15 protein-coding genes are annotated in these 13,455 nt (G+C 67.1%); 6 read left to right on the forward strand and 9 right to left on the reverse strand.

Features of this window, described 5'->3' with window-relative positions; genetic code table 11:
• Nucleotides 1-12: 12 nt before the first annotated feature.
• The 9 genes from paaE to RU01_RS07635 form a co-directional block, all read right to left on the reverse strand.
• The gene (paaE, locus tag RU01_RS07595) at nt 13-1,107 is read right to left on the reverse strand and encodes a 1,2-phenylacetyl-CoA epoxidase subunit PaaE (protein WP_042573936.1); all 1,095 of its coding nucleotides are present in this window, start codon (nt 1,105-1,107) and stop codon (nt 13-15) included.
• Nucleotides 1,107-1,568 (reverse strand): 1,2-phenylacetyl-CoA epoxidase subunit PaaD, encoded by a 462-nt coding sequence (gene paaD / locus RU01_RS07600; protein WP_442970474.1) that lies wholly within the window; start codon nt 1,566-1,568, stop codon nt 1,107-1,109. The genes paaE and paaD overlap by 1 nt, the downstream gene beginning before the upstream one ends.
• Before the next feature lie 71 nt (nt 1,569-1,639).
• Nucleotides 1,640-2,557 (reverse strand): 1,2-phenylacetyl-CoA epoxidase subunit PaaC, encoded by a 918-nt coding sequence (paaC, locus tag RU01_RS07605; RefSeq protein ID WP_042573937.1) that lies wholly within the window; start codon nt 2,555-2,557, stop codon nt 1,640-1,642.
• 31 nt (nt 2,558-2,588) lie between these two features.
• Nucleotides 2,589-2,951 carry a 1,2-phenylacetyl-CoA epoxidase subunit PaaB gene (gene paaB, locus RU01_RS07610; RefSeq protein WP_042573938.1) on the reverse strand — a complete coding sequence of 121 codons (363 nt, stop codon included), beginning with the start codon at nt 2,949-2,951 and terminating at the stop codon, nt 2,589-2,591.
• On the reverse strand, nt 2,948-3,904 hold the full coding sequence (gene paaA, locus RU01_RS07615) for a 1,2-phenylacetyl-CoA epoxidase subunit PaaA (RefSeq protein WP_042573939.1): 957 nt from the start codon (nt 3,902-3,904) through the stop codon (nt 2,948-2,950). The genes paaB and paaA overlap by 4 nt, the downstream gene beginning before the upstream one ends.
• Before the next feature lie 101 nt (nt 3,905-4,005).
• Nucleotides 4,006-4,785, reverse strand: coding sequence for an enoyl-CoA hydratase-related protein (locus RU01_RS07620; protein ID WP_042573940.1), 780 nt, complete (start codon nt 4,783-4,785; stop codon nt 4,006-4,008).
• Entirely contained in the window at nt 4,782-5,636 is an 855-nt protein-coding gene (locus tag RU01_RS07625; protein WP_042573941.1) for a 3-hydroxyacyl-CoA dehydrogenase family protein, read from the reverse strand. The genes RU01_RS07620 and RU01_RS07625 overlap by 4 nt, the downstream gene beginning before the upstream one ends.
• Nucleotides 5,633-6,364: an enoyl-CoA hydratase/isomerase family protein gene (locus RU01_RS07630; RefSeq protein ID WP_042573942.1), complete on the reverse strand. Its 732-nt coding sequence runs from the start codon at nt 6,362-6,364 to the stop codon at nt 5,633-5,635. The genes RU01_RS07625 and RU01_RS07630 overlap by 4 nt, the downstream gene beginning before the upstream one ends.
• Nucleotides 6,361-7,581 (reverse strand): thiolase family protein, encoded by a 1,221-nt coding sequence (locus RU01_RS07635; protein ID WP_197074713.1) that lies wholly within the window; start codon nt 7,579-7,581, stop codon nt 6,361-6,363. Before RU01_RS07635 ends, RU01_RS07630 begins: the two co-directional genes overlap by 4 nt.
• A gap of 125 nt (nt 7,582-7,706) precedes the next feature.
• On the opposite strand from RU01_RS07635, the gene RU01_RS07640 reads away from it, so the two are divergent.
• The 6 genes from RU01_RS07640 (at nt 7,707) to RU01_RS07665 (ending at nt 13,399) form a co-directional block, all read left to right on the forward strand.
• Nucleotides 7,707-8,324, forward strand: a complete 618-nt coding sequence (locus RU01_RS07640; RefSeq protein WP_042573944.1) for a TetR/AcrR family transcriptional regulator — start codon at nt 7,707-7,709, stop codon at nt 8,322-8,324.
• Nucleotides 8,325-8,474: 150 nt separating this feature from the next.
• Nucleotides 8,475-10,502: a phenylacetic acid degradation bifunctional protein PaaZ gene (gene paaZ, locus RU01_RS07645; RefSeq protein WP_042573945.1), complete on the forward strand. Its 2,028-nt coding sequence runs from the start codon at nt 8,475-8,477 to the stop codon at nt 10,500-10,502.
• Nucleotides 10,499-10,813, forward strand: a complete 315-nt coding sequence (locus RU01_RS07650) for an EthD family reductase (RefSeq protein WP_042573946.1) — start codon at nt 10,499-10,501, stop codon at nt 10,811-10,813. Before paaZ ends, RU01_RS07650 begins: the two co-directional genes overlap by 4 nt.
• Before the next feature lie 95 nt (nt 10,814-10,908).
• Nucleotides 10,909-11,310, forward strand: a complete 402-nt coding sequence (gene paaI / locus RU01_RS07655) for a hydroxyphenylacetyl-CoA thioesterase PaaI (RefSeq protein ID WP_042573947.1) — start codon at nt 10,909-10,911, stop codon at nt 11,308-11,310.
• 169 nt (nt 11,311-11,479) lie between these two features.
• A complete protein-coding gene (locus tag RU01_RS23110) occupies nt 11,480-12,106 on the forward strand; it encodes a TetR/AcrR family transcriptional regulator (protein WP_082042962.1) in 627 nt (208 codons plus the stop codon).
• A 405-nt stretch (nt 12,107-12,511) separates the two neighbouring features.
• Nucleotides 12,512-13,399: a cyclase family protein gene (locus RU01_RS07665; RefSeq protein ID WP_042573949.1), complete on the forward strand. Its 888-nt coding sequence runs from the start codon at nt 12,512-12,514 to the stop codon at nt 13,397-13,399.
• The last annotated feature ends 56 nt before the right edge of the window (nt 13,400-13,455 follow it).

Here is a 13,455-nt window from a genome sequence, read left to right on the forward strand (position 1 = left end):
TGTTCTCCGGTGTCAGGCGTCGAAGTCGACGGTCACGGTGTCGCTGAGGGGGAAGGTCTGGCAGGTGAGGACGAAGCCGGCTGCGACCTCGTTGTCCTCGAGCGCGTAGTTACGGCGCATGTCGACCTCGCCGCCGGTGACTTTCGCGCGGCAGGTGCCGCACACACCGCCCTTGCAGGCGAACGGGAGGTCGGAGCGCAGTTGTTCGCCGGCGTCGAGGATCGACTCGTCCTGTGGGAGGGTGCCGGTGACGCTGCGGCCGTCGAGGGTGATGGTGACTTCGCTGCTCGGGCCGGTGACGCCGGGTTCACGGTGCTTCTCCTGCGGCGGCGGGACATCGTCGACGTAGAACAGTTCGTGGTGGATGCTGCTCTTGGGCACACCCAACTCCGAGAGCACGTCCTGGGCGTCGTTGACCATGCCGAAGGGTCCGCACAACCAGAAATGGTCGATCTCCGGTGTGGGGACGACGGCGGCGAGGATTGCTCGCAGGCGTTCGGCGTCGAGTCGGCCGCTGAAGAGCTCGACTTCGCGGGGTTCGCGGGAGAGCACGTGGATGACGTCGAAGCGCGCGCCGTAGCGGTCTTTGAGATCGGCGATCTCTTCGGCGAACATCACCGAGCGGGTGCGCCGGTTGCCGTACAGGAGTACGACTTCCGCGTCCGGGTTGGCCAGAACGGATCCGGCGATGGACAGCATGGGGGTGATGCCGGACCCGGCGGCGATCAGGACGTGCCTGCCGCCGGCGGCGGGGTCGGCGTGGAAGGTGCCCGACGGTCCCTGGACATCGATGCGGTCGCCGGGCTTGACCTCGTGCACGAGCCACGACGAGAAGAGGCCGTCGGTGACTTCGCGTACCCCGACGCGGGGGCGTTCGCCGGCGGGGGCGCAGATGGAGTACGAGCGTCGGTGTTCGACGCCGTCGACGGTGCGGCTGAGCATCACCGATTGTCCCGGGCGGAAGTCGAATTCGCTGCGCAGGTCTTCGGGGACGTCGAAGGTGACCGCGACGGCGTCGTCGCACAGGCTCTCGACGTCGGCGACGGTGAGGGTGTGGAAGGCCTTCTTACGACTCGGGGTGACGACGGGTTCGTCGGTGACGGTCATCAGATTTCCTTCACGTGGTCGAACGGTTCGAGGCAGTCGTCGCATCGGTACTGCGCTTTGCACAGGGTGGCGCCGAACTCGGAGGTCAATCGGGTGTTAGACGACCCGCACTGCGGGCAGTCGATCAGCCGGGGCCTGACCGTCAGAGTCAGGGGAACCGGGCCGGTCGTGCGCGCCGGGGCGGGACCGGGCACGGAGTAGCCGGTCTCTCGCAACTTTCGGCGACCGTCCTCGGAGATCCAGTCCGTGCTCCATGCGGGCGTCAGGCTGGTGATGATCTCGACGTCGGTGTAGCCGTGGTCGAGGAGCTTGTGCTCGATGTCGTCGCGCATCGTGGCCATCGCCGGGCATCCGGAGTACGTCGGGGTGATGGTGACCAGCACACTGCCGTCGCGGCGGACCTCGACCTCGCGCAGGACGCCCAGGTCGTCGAGCGTGAGCAGCGGCATCTCCGGGTCCATCACGGTGGCCGCGATCTTGCGCGCTTCGGTGGTGGTCAGATCGGTCGTGCTGGTCGTCTCGTCGAGTGTCATCACCACACTCCCTCCGGGTGTTCCCGTGCGACGACCTGCATCTCGGCGACCAGGGGTCCCATGGCTTCGGTGTGGATTCCGTGGCGTCCTGCTCGGCCGCCGATGGTGCCGACGGATCGTCCCTGTGGTGCTTCGAGCTCTGCTGCCTTCAAGACCTGGGTCAGGACGGAGTCGAACTCCTCGCGCACAGTGCGCGGATCGACAGCGACATCGACTGCCGCGAGCGCGATTTCCTCGTCGGTGGGGGCGAACAGCTCCCCCACGTAGGGCCAGACGAAGTCGAGGGCGTCGCGTACCCGCCGCTGGGACTCCTCGGTCCCGCATCCGAGGGTGACGACCCAGCGCGCCGAGTAGTCGCGGTGGTAGGTCAGTTCCTTGACGCCCTTGGCGGCGACGGCGGCGAGAACCGGGTCGCGTGAGGTCTGCAGGCGGGTGAACACCGCGAGCCGCCAGGTGGTGAAGACGAGCATGCGCACGATGGATTTCGCGAAGTCGCCGTTGTCGAGCTCGGTGAGGCGGACGTTGCGGAACTGGGCGTCGGAGCGGAAGAACGCCAACGCATCCTCCGCGGGCGCGGGTGAGGTGTCGGAGACGACGGGGACGAGCGAGGTGTCCGCTGCCGCCGCGCGGGCGAGGAGCAGTCGGGCCTGTCCGAGCAGGTCGAGCCCGACGTTGGCCAGCGCGACCTCTTCCTCGAGTTCGGGGGCGCGGGTGGCCCACTGCGCGAGGCGCTGCGCGCTGATGAGGGCGTCGTCGCCGAGCATGAGGCAGTACGCCGCCAGTGCCCCGAGGTCGACATCGTCGGGGACGGTGGTGTCGACGCCGGCGAGCGGGTCGTCGAAGCTGGTCCCGAACGCCCACTGCCCGTGCGAGTTCTCGTCGACGAGACCTTCGTAGGCGTTGTCGTGGTCAGTCATTGGGTTCCTGTCAATCCTCGTGGTCGGGCGATCACATGTGGGGGACGTTGTCGGGGATCTCGTAGAACGTGGGGTGGCGGTAGACCTTGTCGCCGCTGGGGGCGAAGAAGGGGTCCTTCTCCGCCGGCGAGGACGCGACAATGGAGTTGGACGGGACCACCCAGATGCTCACGCCCTCGTTGCGGCGGGTGTACACATCGCGCGCATGGCGCAGTGCCATGTGATCGTCCGCCGCGTGCAGGGACCCGACGTGGACGTGGTTGAGTCCGCGCTTGCCTCGCAGGAACACCTCGTACAGTGGCCAGTCCGCTTTCACCGCAGCCGGTTCCGGCTTGGTGGGGACACCTTCGGTGGGGACTGCGCCGTGGCCGCCCTCGGCGGTGAACTCGGTCATGAGGCTGCGATCCTTCGCTCACGTGCGGCGAACGCGGTGGCGGCTTCGCGCACCCAGGCGCCGTCCTCGTGGGCTGCTCGGCGGTTGGCGATGCGCTCGACGTTCGAGGCGCCGTTGCCCTTGATGACCTGCATGAACTCCGACCAGTCCGGCTCGCCGAAGTCGTAGGACTTGCGCTCGGCGTTCCATGCCAGGTCGGGGTCGGGGAAGGTGACTCCCAGCGCCTCTGCCTGCGGGATGGACATGTCGACGAATCGCTGACGCAGCTCGTCGTTGGTGTGGCGCTTGATGCCCCACTTCATCGACTGCTCGGTGTTGGGGCTCTCGTCGTCGGGCGGTCCGAACATCATCAGGGCCGGCCACCACCAGCGGTTCACCGATTCCTGCACCATCGCGCGCTGCGCGTCGGTGCCGCGCATCATGGTCGAGAGCAGCTCGTATCCCTGACGCTGGTGGAAGGATTCCTCCTTGCACACGCGAATCATCGCGCGTGCGTACGGCCCGAACGAGCTGCGGCACAGCGGCACCTGGTTGCAGATCGCGGCGCCGTCGACCAGCCAGCCGATCGTGCCGACATCGGCGTAGGTCAGCGTCGGGTAGTTGAAGATCGAGGAGTACTTCTGCTTGCCCTCGATCAGCTTGACCGTCAGGTCCGCCCGGTCCGCGCCGAGAGTCTCGGCGGCGGAGTACAGGTACAGGCCGTGTCCGGCCTCGTCCTGCACCTTGGCCATGAGGATCGCCTTGCGACGCAGCGACGGCGCGCGGGTGAGCCAGTTGCCCTCCGGCTGCATGCCGATGATCTCGGAGTGCGCGTGCTGGGCGATCTGGCGAATGAGCGACTTGCGGTAGCCCTCCGGCATCCAGTCGCGGGGCTCGACGCGCTGCTCCGCAGAGATCGTTGTGTCGAACGTGTCCTGCAACGACTCGACGGTCGGTGCGTCTGACATGGTCATATGTCCCACTTTCATTACCGAATGATCGGTTGGTAACTCCAGTATGCGCCGTGGGTGGCACGGCACACAAGAGGCAATCTGAATCGTTGGTTCTTGAGCGCTCAGCGCCCGGTGAACGCAGGCTTCTGCTTGGCGAGGAAGGCGGACACCGCGCTGCGGTGGTCGGAGGTCTGTCCCAGTGCGGTCTGCGCTGCGGCTTCCCGGTCGAGCGTCTCGTACAGGCCGGTCGCATTGGCGCGCACCAGAGCTTTGACCTGCCGGTACGCCTCGGTGGGTCCGGCAGCGAGCGCGCCGGCGAGCGTCTCGGCGGCGGTGCGCACCTCCTCGTCGGGTACGACTCGGTGCACCAGGCCCCAGGTCTCGGCCTGTCCGGCGGTGACCTTGTCGCCGAGCAGGAACAGCGCCGCTGCGCGGCTCGCGCCGAGGGATTCGACGAGTGCGTGGCTCAGGCCGGAGTCGCTGGCCAGACCGATCCCGGTGAAGGCGGTGGCGAAGGTCGTCGAGGTTCCGGCGACGCGGATGTCGCCGGCCAGCGCGATGCCCCAGCCCGCTCCCACGCAGGCTCCGGGAATCGCTACGACGACCGGGACGCCGAGCTCGTTCAGCGACCGGACGAGGGGGTTGTAGTGGTTCTCCACGGTGTCCATCGCCGTCGACGGGTCGGCGTCGAGCGCGGCGACGTGTTCGCCGAGATCCTGTCCGACGCAGAAGTTCTTGCCGTCGGCGGTGATGAGTACGGCGCGGACGGAGTCGTCGGCGCGCGCGGCGTCGACGGCGTCCTTGAAGGCGATCTTCATCTCGGCGTCGAGGGCGTTGTGAGCCGAGGGGCGTGCGAGGGTGATCGTCGCGAGTGCGTCGGTCACCGAGAAGGTGATGCTCATGCGTTCTCCCAACGGTGGAACCCGGTACCGGACTTGCGGCCCAGCTCGCCGCGGGCGACCTTGTCGCGCAGCAGCTGCGGCGGGGTGAAGCGCTCTCCGAGGGTGGAGGCGAGATGCTCGGCGATCGCGAGGCGGACGTCGAGCCCGACCAGATCGGTCGAGCGCAGCGGCCCCATCGGGTGCTTGTAACCCAGTTCCATGGCTCGGTCGATCGATTCGGCGTCGGCGACGCCTTCTTCCAGCATGCGGATGGCTTCGAGTCCGAGGCAGACGCCGAGGCGGCTGGTGGCGAAACCCGGGGAATCGTTGACCAGGATCTCGGACTTGCCCAGCTCGCTCACCCACTGCCGCACCCTGTCGACGACGTCCGGCGAGGTCGCCGGTGCTCGCACGATCTCCACCAGTGTCGAGGCCGGGACCGGATTGAAGAAGTGCATGCCGACGAACCGCGACGGGTCGGTCAACGCGGCGCCGAGCTCGGCGATGGAGATCGAGCTGGTGTTGGAGGCGATGAGCGTCGAGGGGGACACCGTGGCGTCGAGGGCGGCCAGGACCTCGACCTTGAGGGCCGGGATCTCCGGGACGGCCTCGACGACCAGATCGAGGTCGCGGCCGAGTTCGTGGGGTCCACCCACCACAAAGACGCGACGTAGGACATCGGCGGGCAGCGCTCCGCCGAGCTTCCCGCGTTCGTGCGCCCGAGCGAGACCGTCGGCCACCCGTTCGAGGGAAGCTGTCTGATCGCCGGCCTCGGCGATCGTGACCAATGAGCCGAGGGTCGCGAACACCTGCGCGATGCCCGCGCCCATGCGTCCACCGCCGACGACGCCGACGTGCTGGGGATAGGTCATCTCTTCTTCTCCAGAAATGCCGTCATGCGGCGTTGTTTGTCCTCGGTCTCGAACAGGACGGCTTGAGCGATGTCGTCGGCCCACGGATGCGAGCCCGGAGCGTCGACGATCTTCTTGGTCAGAGTCAGTGCCAGTGGCGCCTGCCGGGCGATGCGGTCGGCGAGCTCGTGCGCTGCGGAGAGCGGATCGTCGACGACGGCCATCACGAGACCGGTGCGCAGCGCGGTGTCGGCGTCGAGGGTGCGGGCGCCCAGGAGGACCTGCTTGGCGACCGAGACGCCCACCAGGGTCGGGAGTCTATAGCTGGCACCGGCGGCGGCCATGATGCCCAGGCCGGGTTCGGGATTTCCGAACACTGCCGTGGCAGAGGCGATGCGGATGTCGCAGGCGTAGGAGAGCTCCGCTCCCCCGCCGAGGGCGTATCCGCGGACCGCGGCTATCGTCGGTAGCGCCAGCGCGGCGATGCGGTCGAAGAGGTTGCGGTTGATTCCGCGCAAGGCATCGTCGCGGGTCCGCGCCCTGAGCTGGTTGATGTCGGCGCCGCCGGCGAAGTGATCTCCCTGTCCGGTGAGCACCAGCACTCTGGGGTGCTGCTCGAGACCGGCGCAGACCTCGTGCAGTTCGGAGATCATCTGGGCGTCGATGGCGTTGCGCTGCTTCTCGCGTGCCAGCGTCACCACCACGCGGTCCTCGCGTTCCTCGACGGCGAGGGTCTCGAAGGTGGTCACGGGGCCTCGATCAGCATCGACACACCCTGGCCGACACCGACGCACAGGGTCGCCAGTCCGCGGGAGACCTTCTCGCGCTCCATGCGGCCGAGCAGTGTCAGCAGAATGCGGGCGCCGGAAGCCCCGAGGGGGTGTCCGAGCGCGATGGCGCCGCCGTCGGCGTTGACGATCGTGTCGTCGAGCTTGAGTTGACGCATGACGCCGAGGGACTGGGCAGCGAAGGCCTCGTTGAGTTCGACGGCGCCGAGGTCGTCGATGCTCCAGCCGGCGCGGGCCAACGCCTTGTGCGTGGACGGGACGGGACCGAGACCCATGATGTTGGGGGCGATGCCGGCGCTCGCGCTGGTGACGATGCGTCCGCGGACCTCGAGTCCGTACTTGCGCACTGCGGCCTCGCTGGCCACGACCAGTGCCGCTGCGCCGTCGGTGAAGGGGGACGCGGATCCGGCAGTGACGACACCGTCCCGGCGGAACACGGTTTTCAGCTTCGCCAGTTTCTCGGCGGTGGTTCCGCGTCGTGGGGTCTCGTCCTCGGTGACGTCGCCGTGGCGCGTCAGTACCGAGACGATCTCGTCGGCGAAGCGTCCTGCGTCGACGGCGGCGATGGCGCGCTCCTGGCTGCGCAGGGCGAAAGCATCGCTCTCCTCGCGGGTGATGCCCTCGGCCGCAGCGACCTCCTCGGCGGTCTCCCCCATCGACAGCGTGACCTTGCGGACCTCGGGTCCAGCGCCGGCAGCGATGTCGGCGTCGTGCGCGGTGAACGCCGGATTGGTGAATCGCCACCCGAGTGCGGTGTCGAAGATCTCGCCGGGCTTGGCCCAGGCCGTTCCGGGCTTGGCGAGGACCCAGGGCGCACGCGTCATCGACTCCACGCCGCCCGCGACGATGATGTCGGCCTCGCCGCTACGGATCGTCGACGCGGCGTTGGCGACCGCGGTCAGTCCGCTCGCACAAAGCCTGTTGACGGTGTAGCCAGGCACCGAGTCCGGTAGCCCGGCAAGCAGAGCTGCCATTCGAGCGACATCCCGGTTGTCCTCGCCGGCCTGATTGGCGGCCCCGAGGACGACCTCGTCGATCGCGTCGGCGGGAACACCGGAACGTCGCACGGCCTCGCGGACGACGATCCCCGCGAGGTCGTCCGGGCGCACGCTTGAGAGCGCGCCGCCGTAGCGACCGTGTGGCGTCCGAGCGCCCGTCACCAAAAATACTTCACCCACCATGTGCTCCTTCGGCCGATTCAACCCTATATTAATAACCGAACATTCGGTCGTCACGCAAGACTTGACGACACGGATGGGGTGTGAAGCCACGTCGAACTCGGCGAACCTGAGAGGATGGAGTCATGACGACCGCACGTGCACCGCGCAGGACGGGTCTGCCGGGACGACCCGGCTACGACCTCGACTCCCTGCTGGCCGTCGCCGTGAAGGTCTTCAACGACAAGGGCTACGACGGCACGTCGATGGAGGTCCTGGCCGGCCGGTTGGGCATCACCAAGTCCTCGATCTACCACCACGTCTCCGGCAAGTCCGAACTTCTCGAACTCGCCCTCGCTCGCGCACTGAACGCACTGTTCGCGGTGACAACCGAGACCGGCGCCACCGAGGGCCGCTACATCGACCGCCTCGAGTACCTGGTGCGGCGCAGCGTCGAGATCCTGGTCGCCGAGCTGCCCTACGTGACGTTGCTGCTCAGGGTCCGCGGCAACACCGAGGTGGAGCGGCGTGCACTCGTTCGCCGCCGAGAATTCGACGCCTTCGTCTCGGGCCTGGTCGTCGCGGCCGCCCGCGAGGGCGACCTGCGGGCGGACATCGACCCCGCACTGGTCTCGCGTCTGCTCTTCGGCACGGTCAACTCGTTGATCGAGTGGTACAAGCCCAGGACCGGAGGATCGGCCGACGCACTTGCCGATGCGGTCGTGGCGCTGACCTTCGACGGGCTGCGGCGCCAGGCCCGCTGACCGGCTGCGGCGCACCCGGAGGACGCCGCTCACTGGCCGTGTCGCGGTCAGGATCCACGGCTCGCTTCATGCACCTGGTCTCTTGACACGGGGGCGCTCCTGGGGCGATGGTAATTACCGACCGAACGTACGGTGAGACGGAGAATTGTTGTGAGCTCAATGTTGGAAAGCTATGCACAGGGGCGTTGGTTCGCTGCGAGCGATGCGGGGACTCCGCTGCTCAGCGCGATCGACGGCAGCGAGGTCGCTCGGATCTCGTCCACGGGACTCGACGTCGCCGCCATGATCGACTACGCGCGCACGGTCGGCGGACCGGCCCTGGCCGACCTGAACTTCCACGAGCGCGGCGCGCTGCTCAAGCAGCTGGGCCTGACCCTGCTGGCGGGCAAGGACGAGTTCTATGAGCTGTCCTCCCACACCGGTGCCACCAAGCGTGACTCCGGCGTCGACATCGACGGCGGCTTCGGCACGGTCCTGAGCTACGCGAGCAAGGCACGTCGCGAGCTACCGAACGACACCGTCCACCTGGACGGGCCGGCAGAGCAGTTGGGGAAGAAGGGCACATTCCTCGGTCAGCACATCTACACCTCACGTCGCGGTGTCGCCGTGCAGATCAATGCCTTCAACTTCCCTGTGTGGGGGTTCCTCGAGAAGCTGGCTCCCGCCTTCATCGCCGGCGTTCCCACCATCGTCAAGCCCGCGAGCCAGACGGCGTACCTGACCGAACTCGTCTTCCGCAGAATCATCGAGAGCGGGATCCTCCCCGAAGGCTCGGTCCAGCTGCTGTGTGGCAGCGCCCGCGGCATCATCGACCATCTGGGCGGTCAGGACTCGGTCGCGTTCACCGGCTCCGCCGACACCGCGGCGTCCCTGCGCTCGCACTCCAACGTGGTCGGCGAGGGTGTGCACTTCACCGCCGAGGCCGATTCCCTCAACGCCTCCATCCTCGGTTCCGATGTGACGCAGCAGGATCCGGAGTTCGACCTGTTCGTCAAGGGCGTGTTCCAGGAGATGACGTCCAAGGCCGGCCAGAAGTGCACGGCCATCCGCCGCGTACTCGTGCCCACTGCCATGCTCACCCCGGTCGTCGAGGCACTCACCGCTCGCCTGGGCGCCGTCGTCGTCGGCGACCCCCGCGAGGAGGGCGTCACGATGGGAGCCCTCGCCAGCATCGATCAGCGCGACGAAGTTCTCAAATCAGTACGAGGCCTGACGAAGTCGGCGTCCGTCGTCTTCGGTGACCCCGACAGCGTCGACCCCCGGCCGGGCGCGTTCATGGCACCGGTCCTGCTGACGGCCGGTGACAAGACCGCACCGGAACCGCACGAGATCGAGGCCTTCGGCCCCGTCTCGACGGTGATCGGTTACGAGGACACCGCAGATCTGCTCGACCTCGTCGCCCGCGGCAAGGGCTCACTCGTGGCGTCCCTGGTCACCAAGGACCGGACACTCGCGCGCGAGGTCACGCTCGGATCGGCGCCGTACCACGGCCGCATCCTCGTGCTCAACAGCGAGAACGCCCGTGAGTCGACCGGTCACGGGTCTCCCCTTCCGGTCCTGGTGCACGGCGGGCCGGGGCGCGCCGGCGGCGGCGAGGAGCTCGGCGGTATCCGCGGAGTGCTGCACCACATGCAGCGCACCGCGATCCAGGCCACGCCCGACATGCTGACCAGCATCGGGAACAAGTGGGTGACGGGCTCGGAGCAGACCGTCGGCGACGTGCACCCGTTCCGCAAGAACCTCGGCGAGCTGCGGCTCGGCGACACCATCGTCGGCGGACCCCGTCAGGTCACCCGCGCCGACATCGACCACTTCGCCGAGTTCACCGGTGACACCTTCTACGCTCACACCGACCCCGAGGCCGCAGCCGCGAACCCGCTCTTCGGCGGCATCGTCGCGCACGGCTACCTCGTCGTCTCGCTCGCTGCCGGACTCTTCGTCGACCCCGATCCGGGTCCGGTGCTGGCCAACTTCGGCGTCGACGACCTCCGCTTCCTCTCCCCGGTGAAGGCGGAGGACTCGCTGACGGTGACCCTGACGGCGAAGCTCATCACCCCCCGCCAGTCCGCGGACTACGGCGAAGTGCGGTGGGACGCAGTGGTGGTCAACCAGGACGGCGACCCGGTCGCCACCTACGACGTGCTCACCCTCGTCGCGAAGCCGGAGGGACAGAAATGAGTTCACGGATCGTCATCTGCTACGGCGCACCGCAGGACAACGCTGCGTTCGACGAGCATTACACCTCCGTGCACGTACCGCTCGCTGCTGCCGTTCCCGGGCTCACCGAGTTCAGTTGGGGCAAGGTCGAATCGATGGACGGGAAGGAGCCCCCGTACTACGCGGTGGCGTACCTCCACTTCGCCGATGCCGACTCGTTGGCGGCGGCACTGGCCTCCCCGCAGATGCGCGCCGCAGGCAAGGACGTCCGCAATTTCGCCACCGGCGGCGTCACGATGTTCGCCCAGAACGATCAGCGCATAGCGCTCTGAAACCCCGGCGGGTCACGGGCGCGTCACCGACCCCGTGACCCCGTGTCCCGCCGGCCCCAACCTCCGATCCACCCCTGCCCAGGAGAGTGCGCGCCATGGAACGACACCGAGTGGCTCACGCCATGTTCGCCGCCGACGTCGCGTCGCAGAAGCTCGGGATCGAGATGGTCGAACTCGGCGACGGGCATGCCGTGATGTCGATGACGGTCACGCACGACATGGTCAACGGTCATGCCATCACCCACGGAGGATTCGTCTTCCTCCTCGCCGACACCACGTTCGCCATGGCGTGCAACAGCTACAGCGATTCCGCCGTCGCCGCGCGATGCGACATCCGCTACCTCCGCCCGACCAAGGCCGGGGATGTCCTCGTCGCCGAAGCCGTCGAACGGGCCCGTTTCGGCCGCAACGGCATCTACGACGTGCGCGTCACGCGCGGCACCGAAGTGGTCGCAGAGTTTCGCGGTGACAGCCGCACCATCTCCTCCACCGCGTAGACGCGCCGCCGTGAGTCACCGAGCGCCTGCGCACCGACGCGCCGCGTATACGATCGCTGCAGTCGAGGTCTGACGCGGCACGCACACGCGGCCGCCTGCAGGAGACGCCGGCAGCACCGCCGGATCGAACTCGCGCCGGCCCCGCTGCGGCGGAACGGAAGGAGCGGACATGGGAACGAACACGCAGGCGCCGAGGATGACACTGCGAGAGCGCAACCGCCTTCAAACCCGCAGAGCGCTCCTAGATTCCGCTCTCGAGGTGTTCGCCGAGGCTGGTTACGGTTCTGCATCAGTGGAGAACATCGCAGAGCGGGCCGGAGCGGCCAAGGGGACGCTGTACACCTACTTCCCGCAGGGCCGGGAGCAGCTGTTCTGTGAGCTCTACGAAGAGATCAACGGCGAACTCATCGACACCGCGACCGCCATCCACGCCGCGGAGTCCGGCTTCGTCGATCGTGTCGTCGCCATGACCTCCGCGGTCGCCGACGTCGCTGCCCGCCCGAAGCTGGGCCGCTTCTACGCCATCGACGACCCCTCACTCGACCAGGCACTCTCCCCGGTGAGAGGCCACGCGTCCAGCGTCATCGCTCAGCTCATCGCCGAGGACTACGCGGAGCTCCTCGCGCGCCAGGATCCGATTGGCACGCCTTTCGCAGACTCCCACACCGTCGCTGAGCTACTCACCGGGGCTATGCGTACCGCGCTCATCAGCGTTGCGCACGGTTCACGGACCGGTGATGAGGTGACTCGCGCGATGCGAGCGCTCGCCGAGGGTCTGGTAGCCACTGCTACTTAGCCAATACTTAGCCACGGACTCTTACCCGATCGACCTGACGGTCTCGGAGACCGTTCCGGTTTCGTAGCCCGAGCGGGGCGGAGTCCGGCAAGCATCGCACTGGTATGCATCAGCTACTTCGACTCCTCCACCGCGGCTCGCGCTTCCGCTTGGCACGCAGTCCTACGAATGCTGGACGCCGAGAGTCCGATGTAACGGGCGCGCGAAATTCTTCGGCCGTGTAGGGCTAGGTCGACGCTGCATCTTGTTCCAACAGCGTTAATTTTGACTACACCGTTCATTATTTACACGGTTCGTATTGACTCTGGGTCGAGCGTCGGCGATGCTGGTCCAGCGGCGTCAACGTGAGCGCCGTCACCGTCGAACGCGCCGGCGCATGCCACATAGCGCCCCCCGCGACACTCGGTGTTCGACAAGAATCTGGAGCCGTCAATGGACTCATCACACACTTTCGTAGAGGGCGGTGCTGTCGCCACCCTCGACGCCAGCAACACTCGCGACGCTGCTGCATTGGTGCAGAGTGGCAAGATCTACTCGCTGGCAGTACAGACGAACCCGGAGAGCCCGGCATGGCCGGGACGATCCTTTCAAGTCCTGACGGACACTATCTGGGTCGGCGACGATGCCGAGTACGGATCGAACAAGCTTTCGGGCGTCGACGACTACATCTCCATGTGGTGCGGGGTGGCAACCCACCTCGACGGTTTCGGTCATATCGCCATCGACGGCAAGCACTACGGTGACTTCGATACCGCGGACGTCATTCGTTCGCGCGGCGCGGTGAAGCACGGGATCGAGACCGTGCCACCCGTCGCCACCCGCGGCGTTTTGCTCGACATCGCGGCCACCCGAGGCGTCGACAGCCTCGACAACAGTTACGAGATCACGGTCGACGACATCAAGAACACGCTCGAGCGCCAGCAGATCGCGATCACGCCTGGCAACGTGGTCTTGATCAACACCGGCACCATCAACGACGTAACCTTCACCGAAAAGTTCGCAGAGACCGAGGCCGGCATCGGGATTCCCGCAGCGAAGTACCTCGTCGAAGAGCTCGGAGTGGTCACGATCGGAGCCGACAACTGGGCATGTGAGGTCATTCCGGCTGCAGATCCTGAGCAGTTCCTGCCAGTCCACGGCTATTTGATTCGCGAACGTGGAGTACACATCATCGAGAACGTCTGGACCAAAGACCTGGCGGCGGACAACGTTCACGAATTCATGTTCGTCATGGCAGCACCCAAACTTGTTGGTGCCGTGCAGAGCCCACTCCATCCCATCGCGATCTGCTGAGACAGGACCGCATCGTGGTCGCCGGCCTCGGGTGACACGCGCTTTCCAACGGAAAC

It is taken from the genome of Rhodococcus sp. MEB064 (assembly GCF_000834565.1).
GTDB lineage: Bacteria > Actinomycetota > Actinomycetes > Mycobacteriales > Mycobacteriaceae > Rhodococcoides.

Bases quoted from the DNA above. Each gene is read 5' to 3' on its own strand.
- paaE (WP_042573936.1), bottom strand. From the start codon at position 1,107: ATGACCGTCACCGACGAACCCGTCGTCACCCCGAGTCGTAAGAAGGCC.
- paaD (WP_442970474.1), bottom strand. From the start codon at position 1,568: ATGGACCCGGAGATGCCGCTGCTCACGCTCGACGACCTGGGCGTCCTG.
- paaC (WP_042573937.1), bottom strand. From the start codon at position 2,557: ATGACTGACCACGACAACGCCTACGAAGGTCTCGTCGACGAGAACTCG.
- paaB (WP_042573938.1), bottom strand. From the start codon at position 2,951: ATGACCGAGTTCACCGCCGAGGGCGGCCACGGCGCAGTCCCCACCGAA.
- paaA (WP_042573939.1), bottom strand. From the start codon at position 3,904: ATGACCATGTCAGACGCACCGACCGTCGAGTCGTTGCAGGACACGTTC.
- RU01_RS07620 (WP_042573940.1), bottom strand. From the start codon at position 4,785: ATGAGCATCACCTTCTCGGTGACCGACGCACTCGCGACGATCACCCTC.
- RU01_RS07625 (WP_042573941.1), bottom strand. From the start codon at position 5,636: ATGACCTATCCCCAGCACGTCGGCGTCGTCGGCGGTGGACGCATGGGC.
- RU01_RS07640 (WP_042573944.1), top strand. From the start codon at position 7,707: ATGACGACCGCACGTGCACCGCGCAGGACGGGTCTGCCGGGACGACCC.
- RU01_RS07650 (WP_042573946.1), top strand. From the start codon at position 10,499: ATGAGTTCACGGATCGTCATCTGCTACGGCGCACCGCAGGACAACGCT.
- paaI (WP_042573947.1), top strand. From the start codon at position 10,909: ATGGAACGACACCGAGTGGCTCACGCCATGTTCGCCGCCGACGTCGCG.
- RU01_RS23110 (WP_082042962.1), top strand. From the start codon at position 11,480: ATGGGAACGAACACGCAGGCGCCGAGGATGACACTGCGAGAGCGCAAC.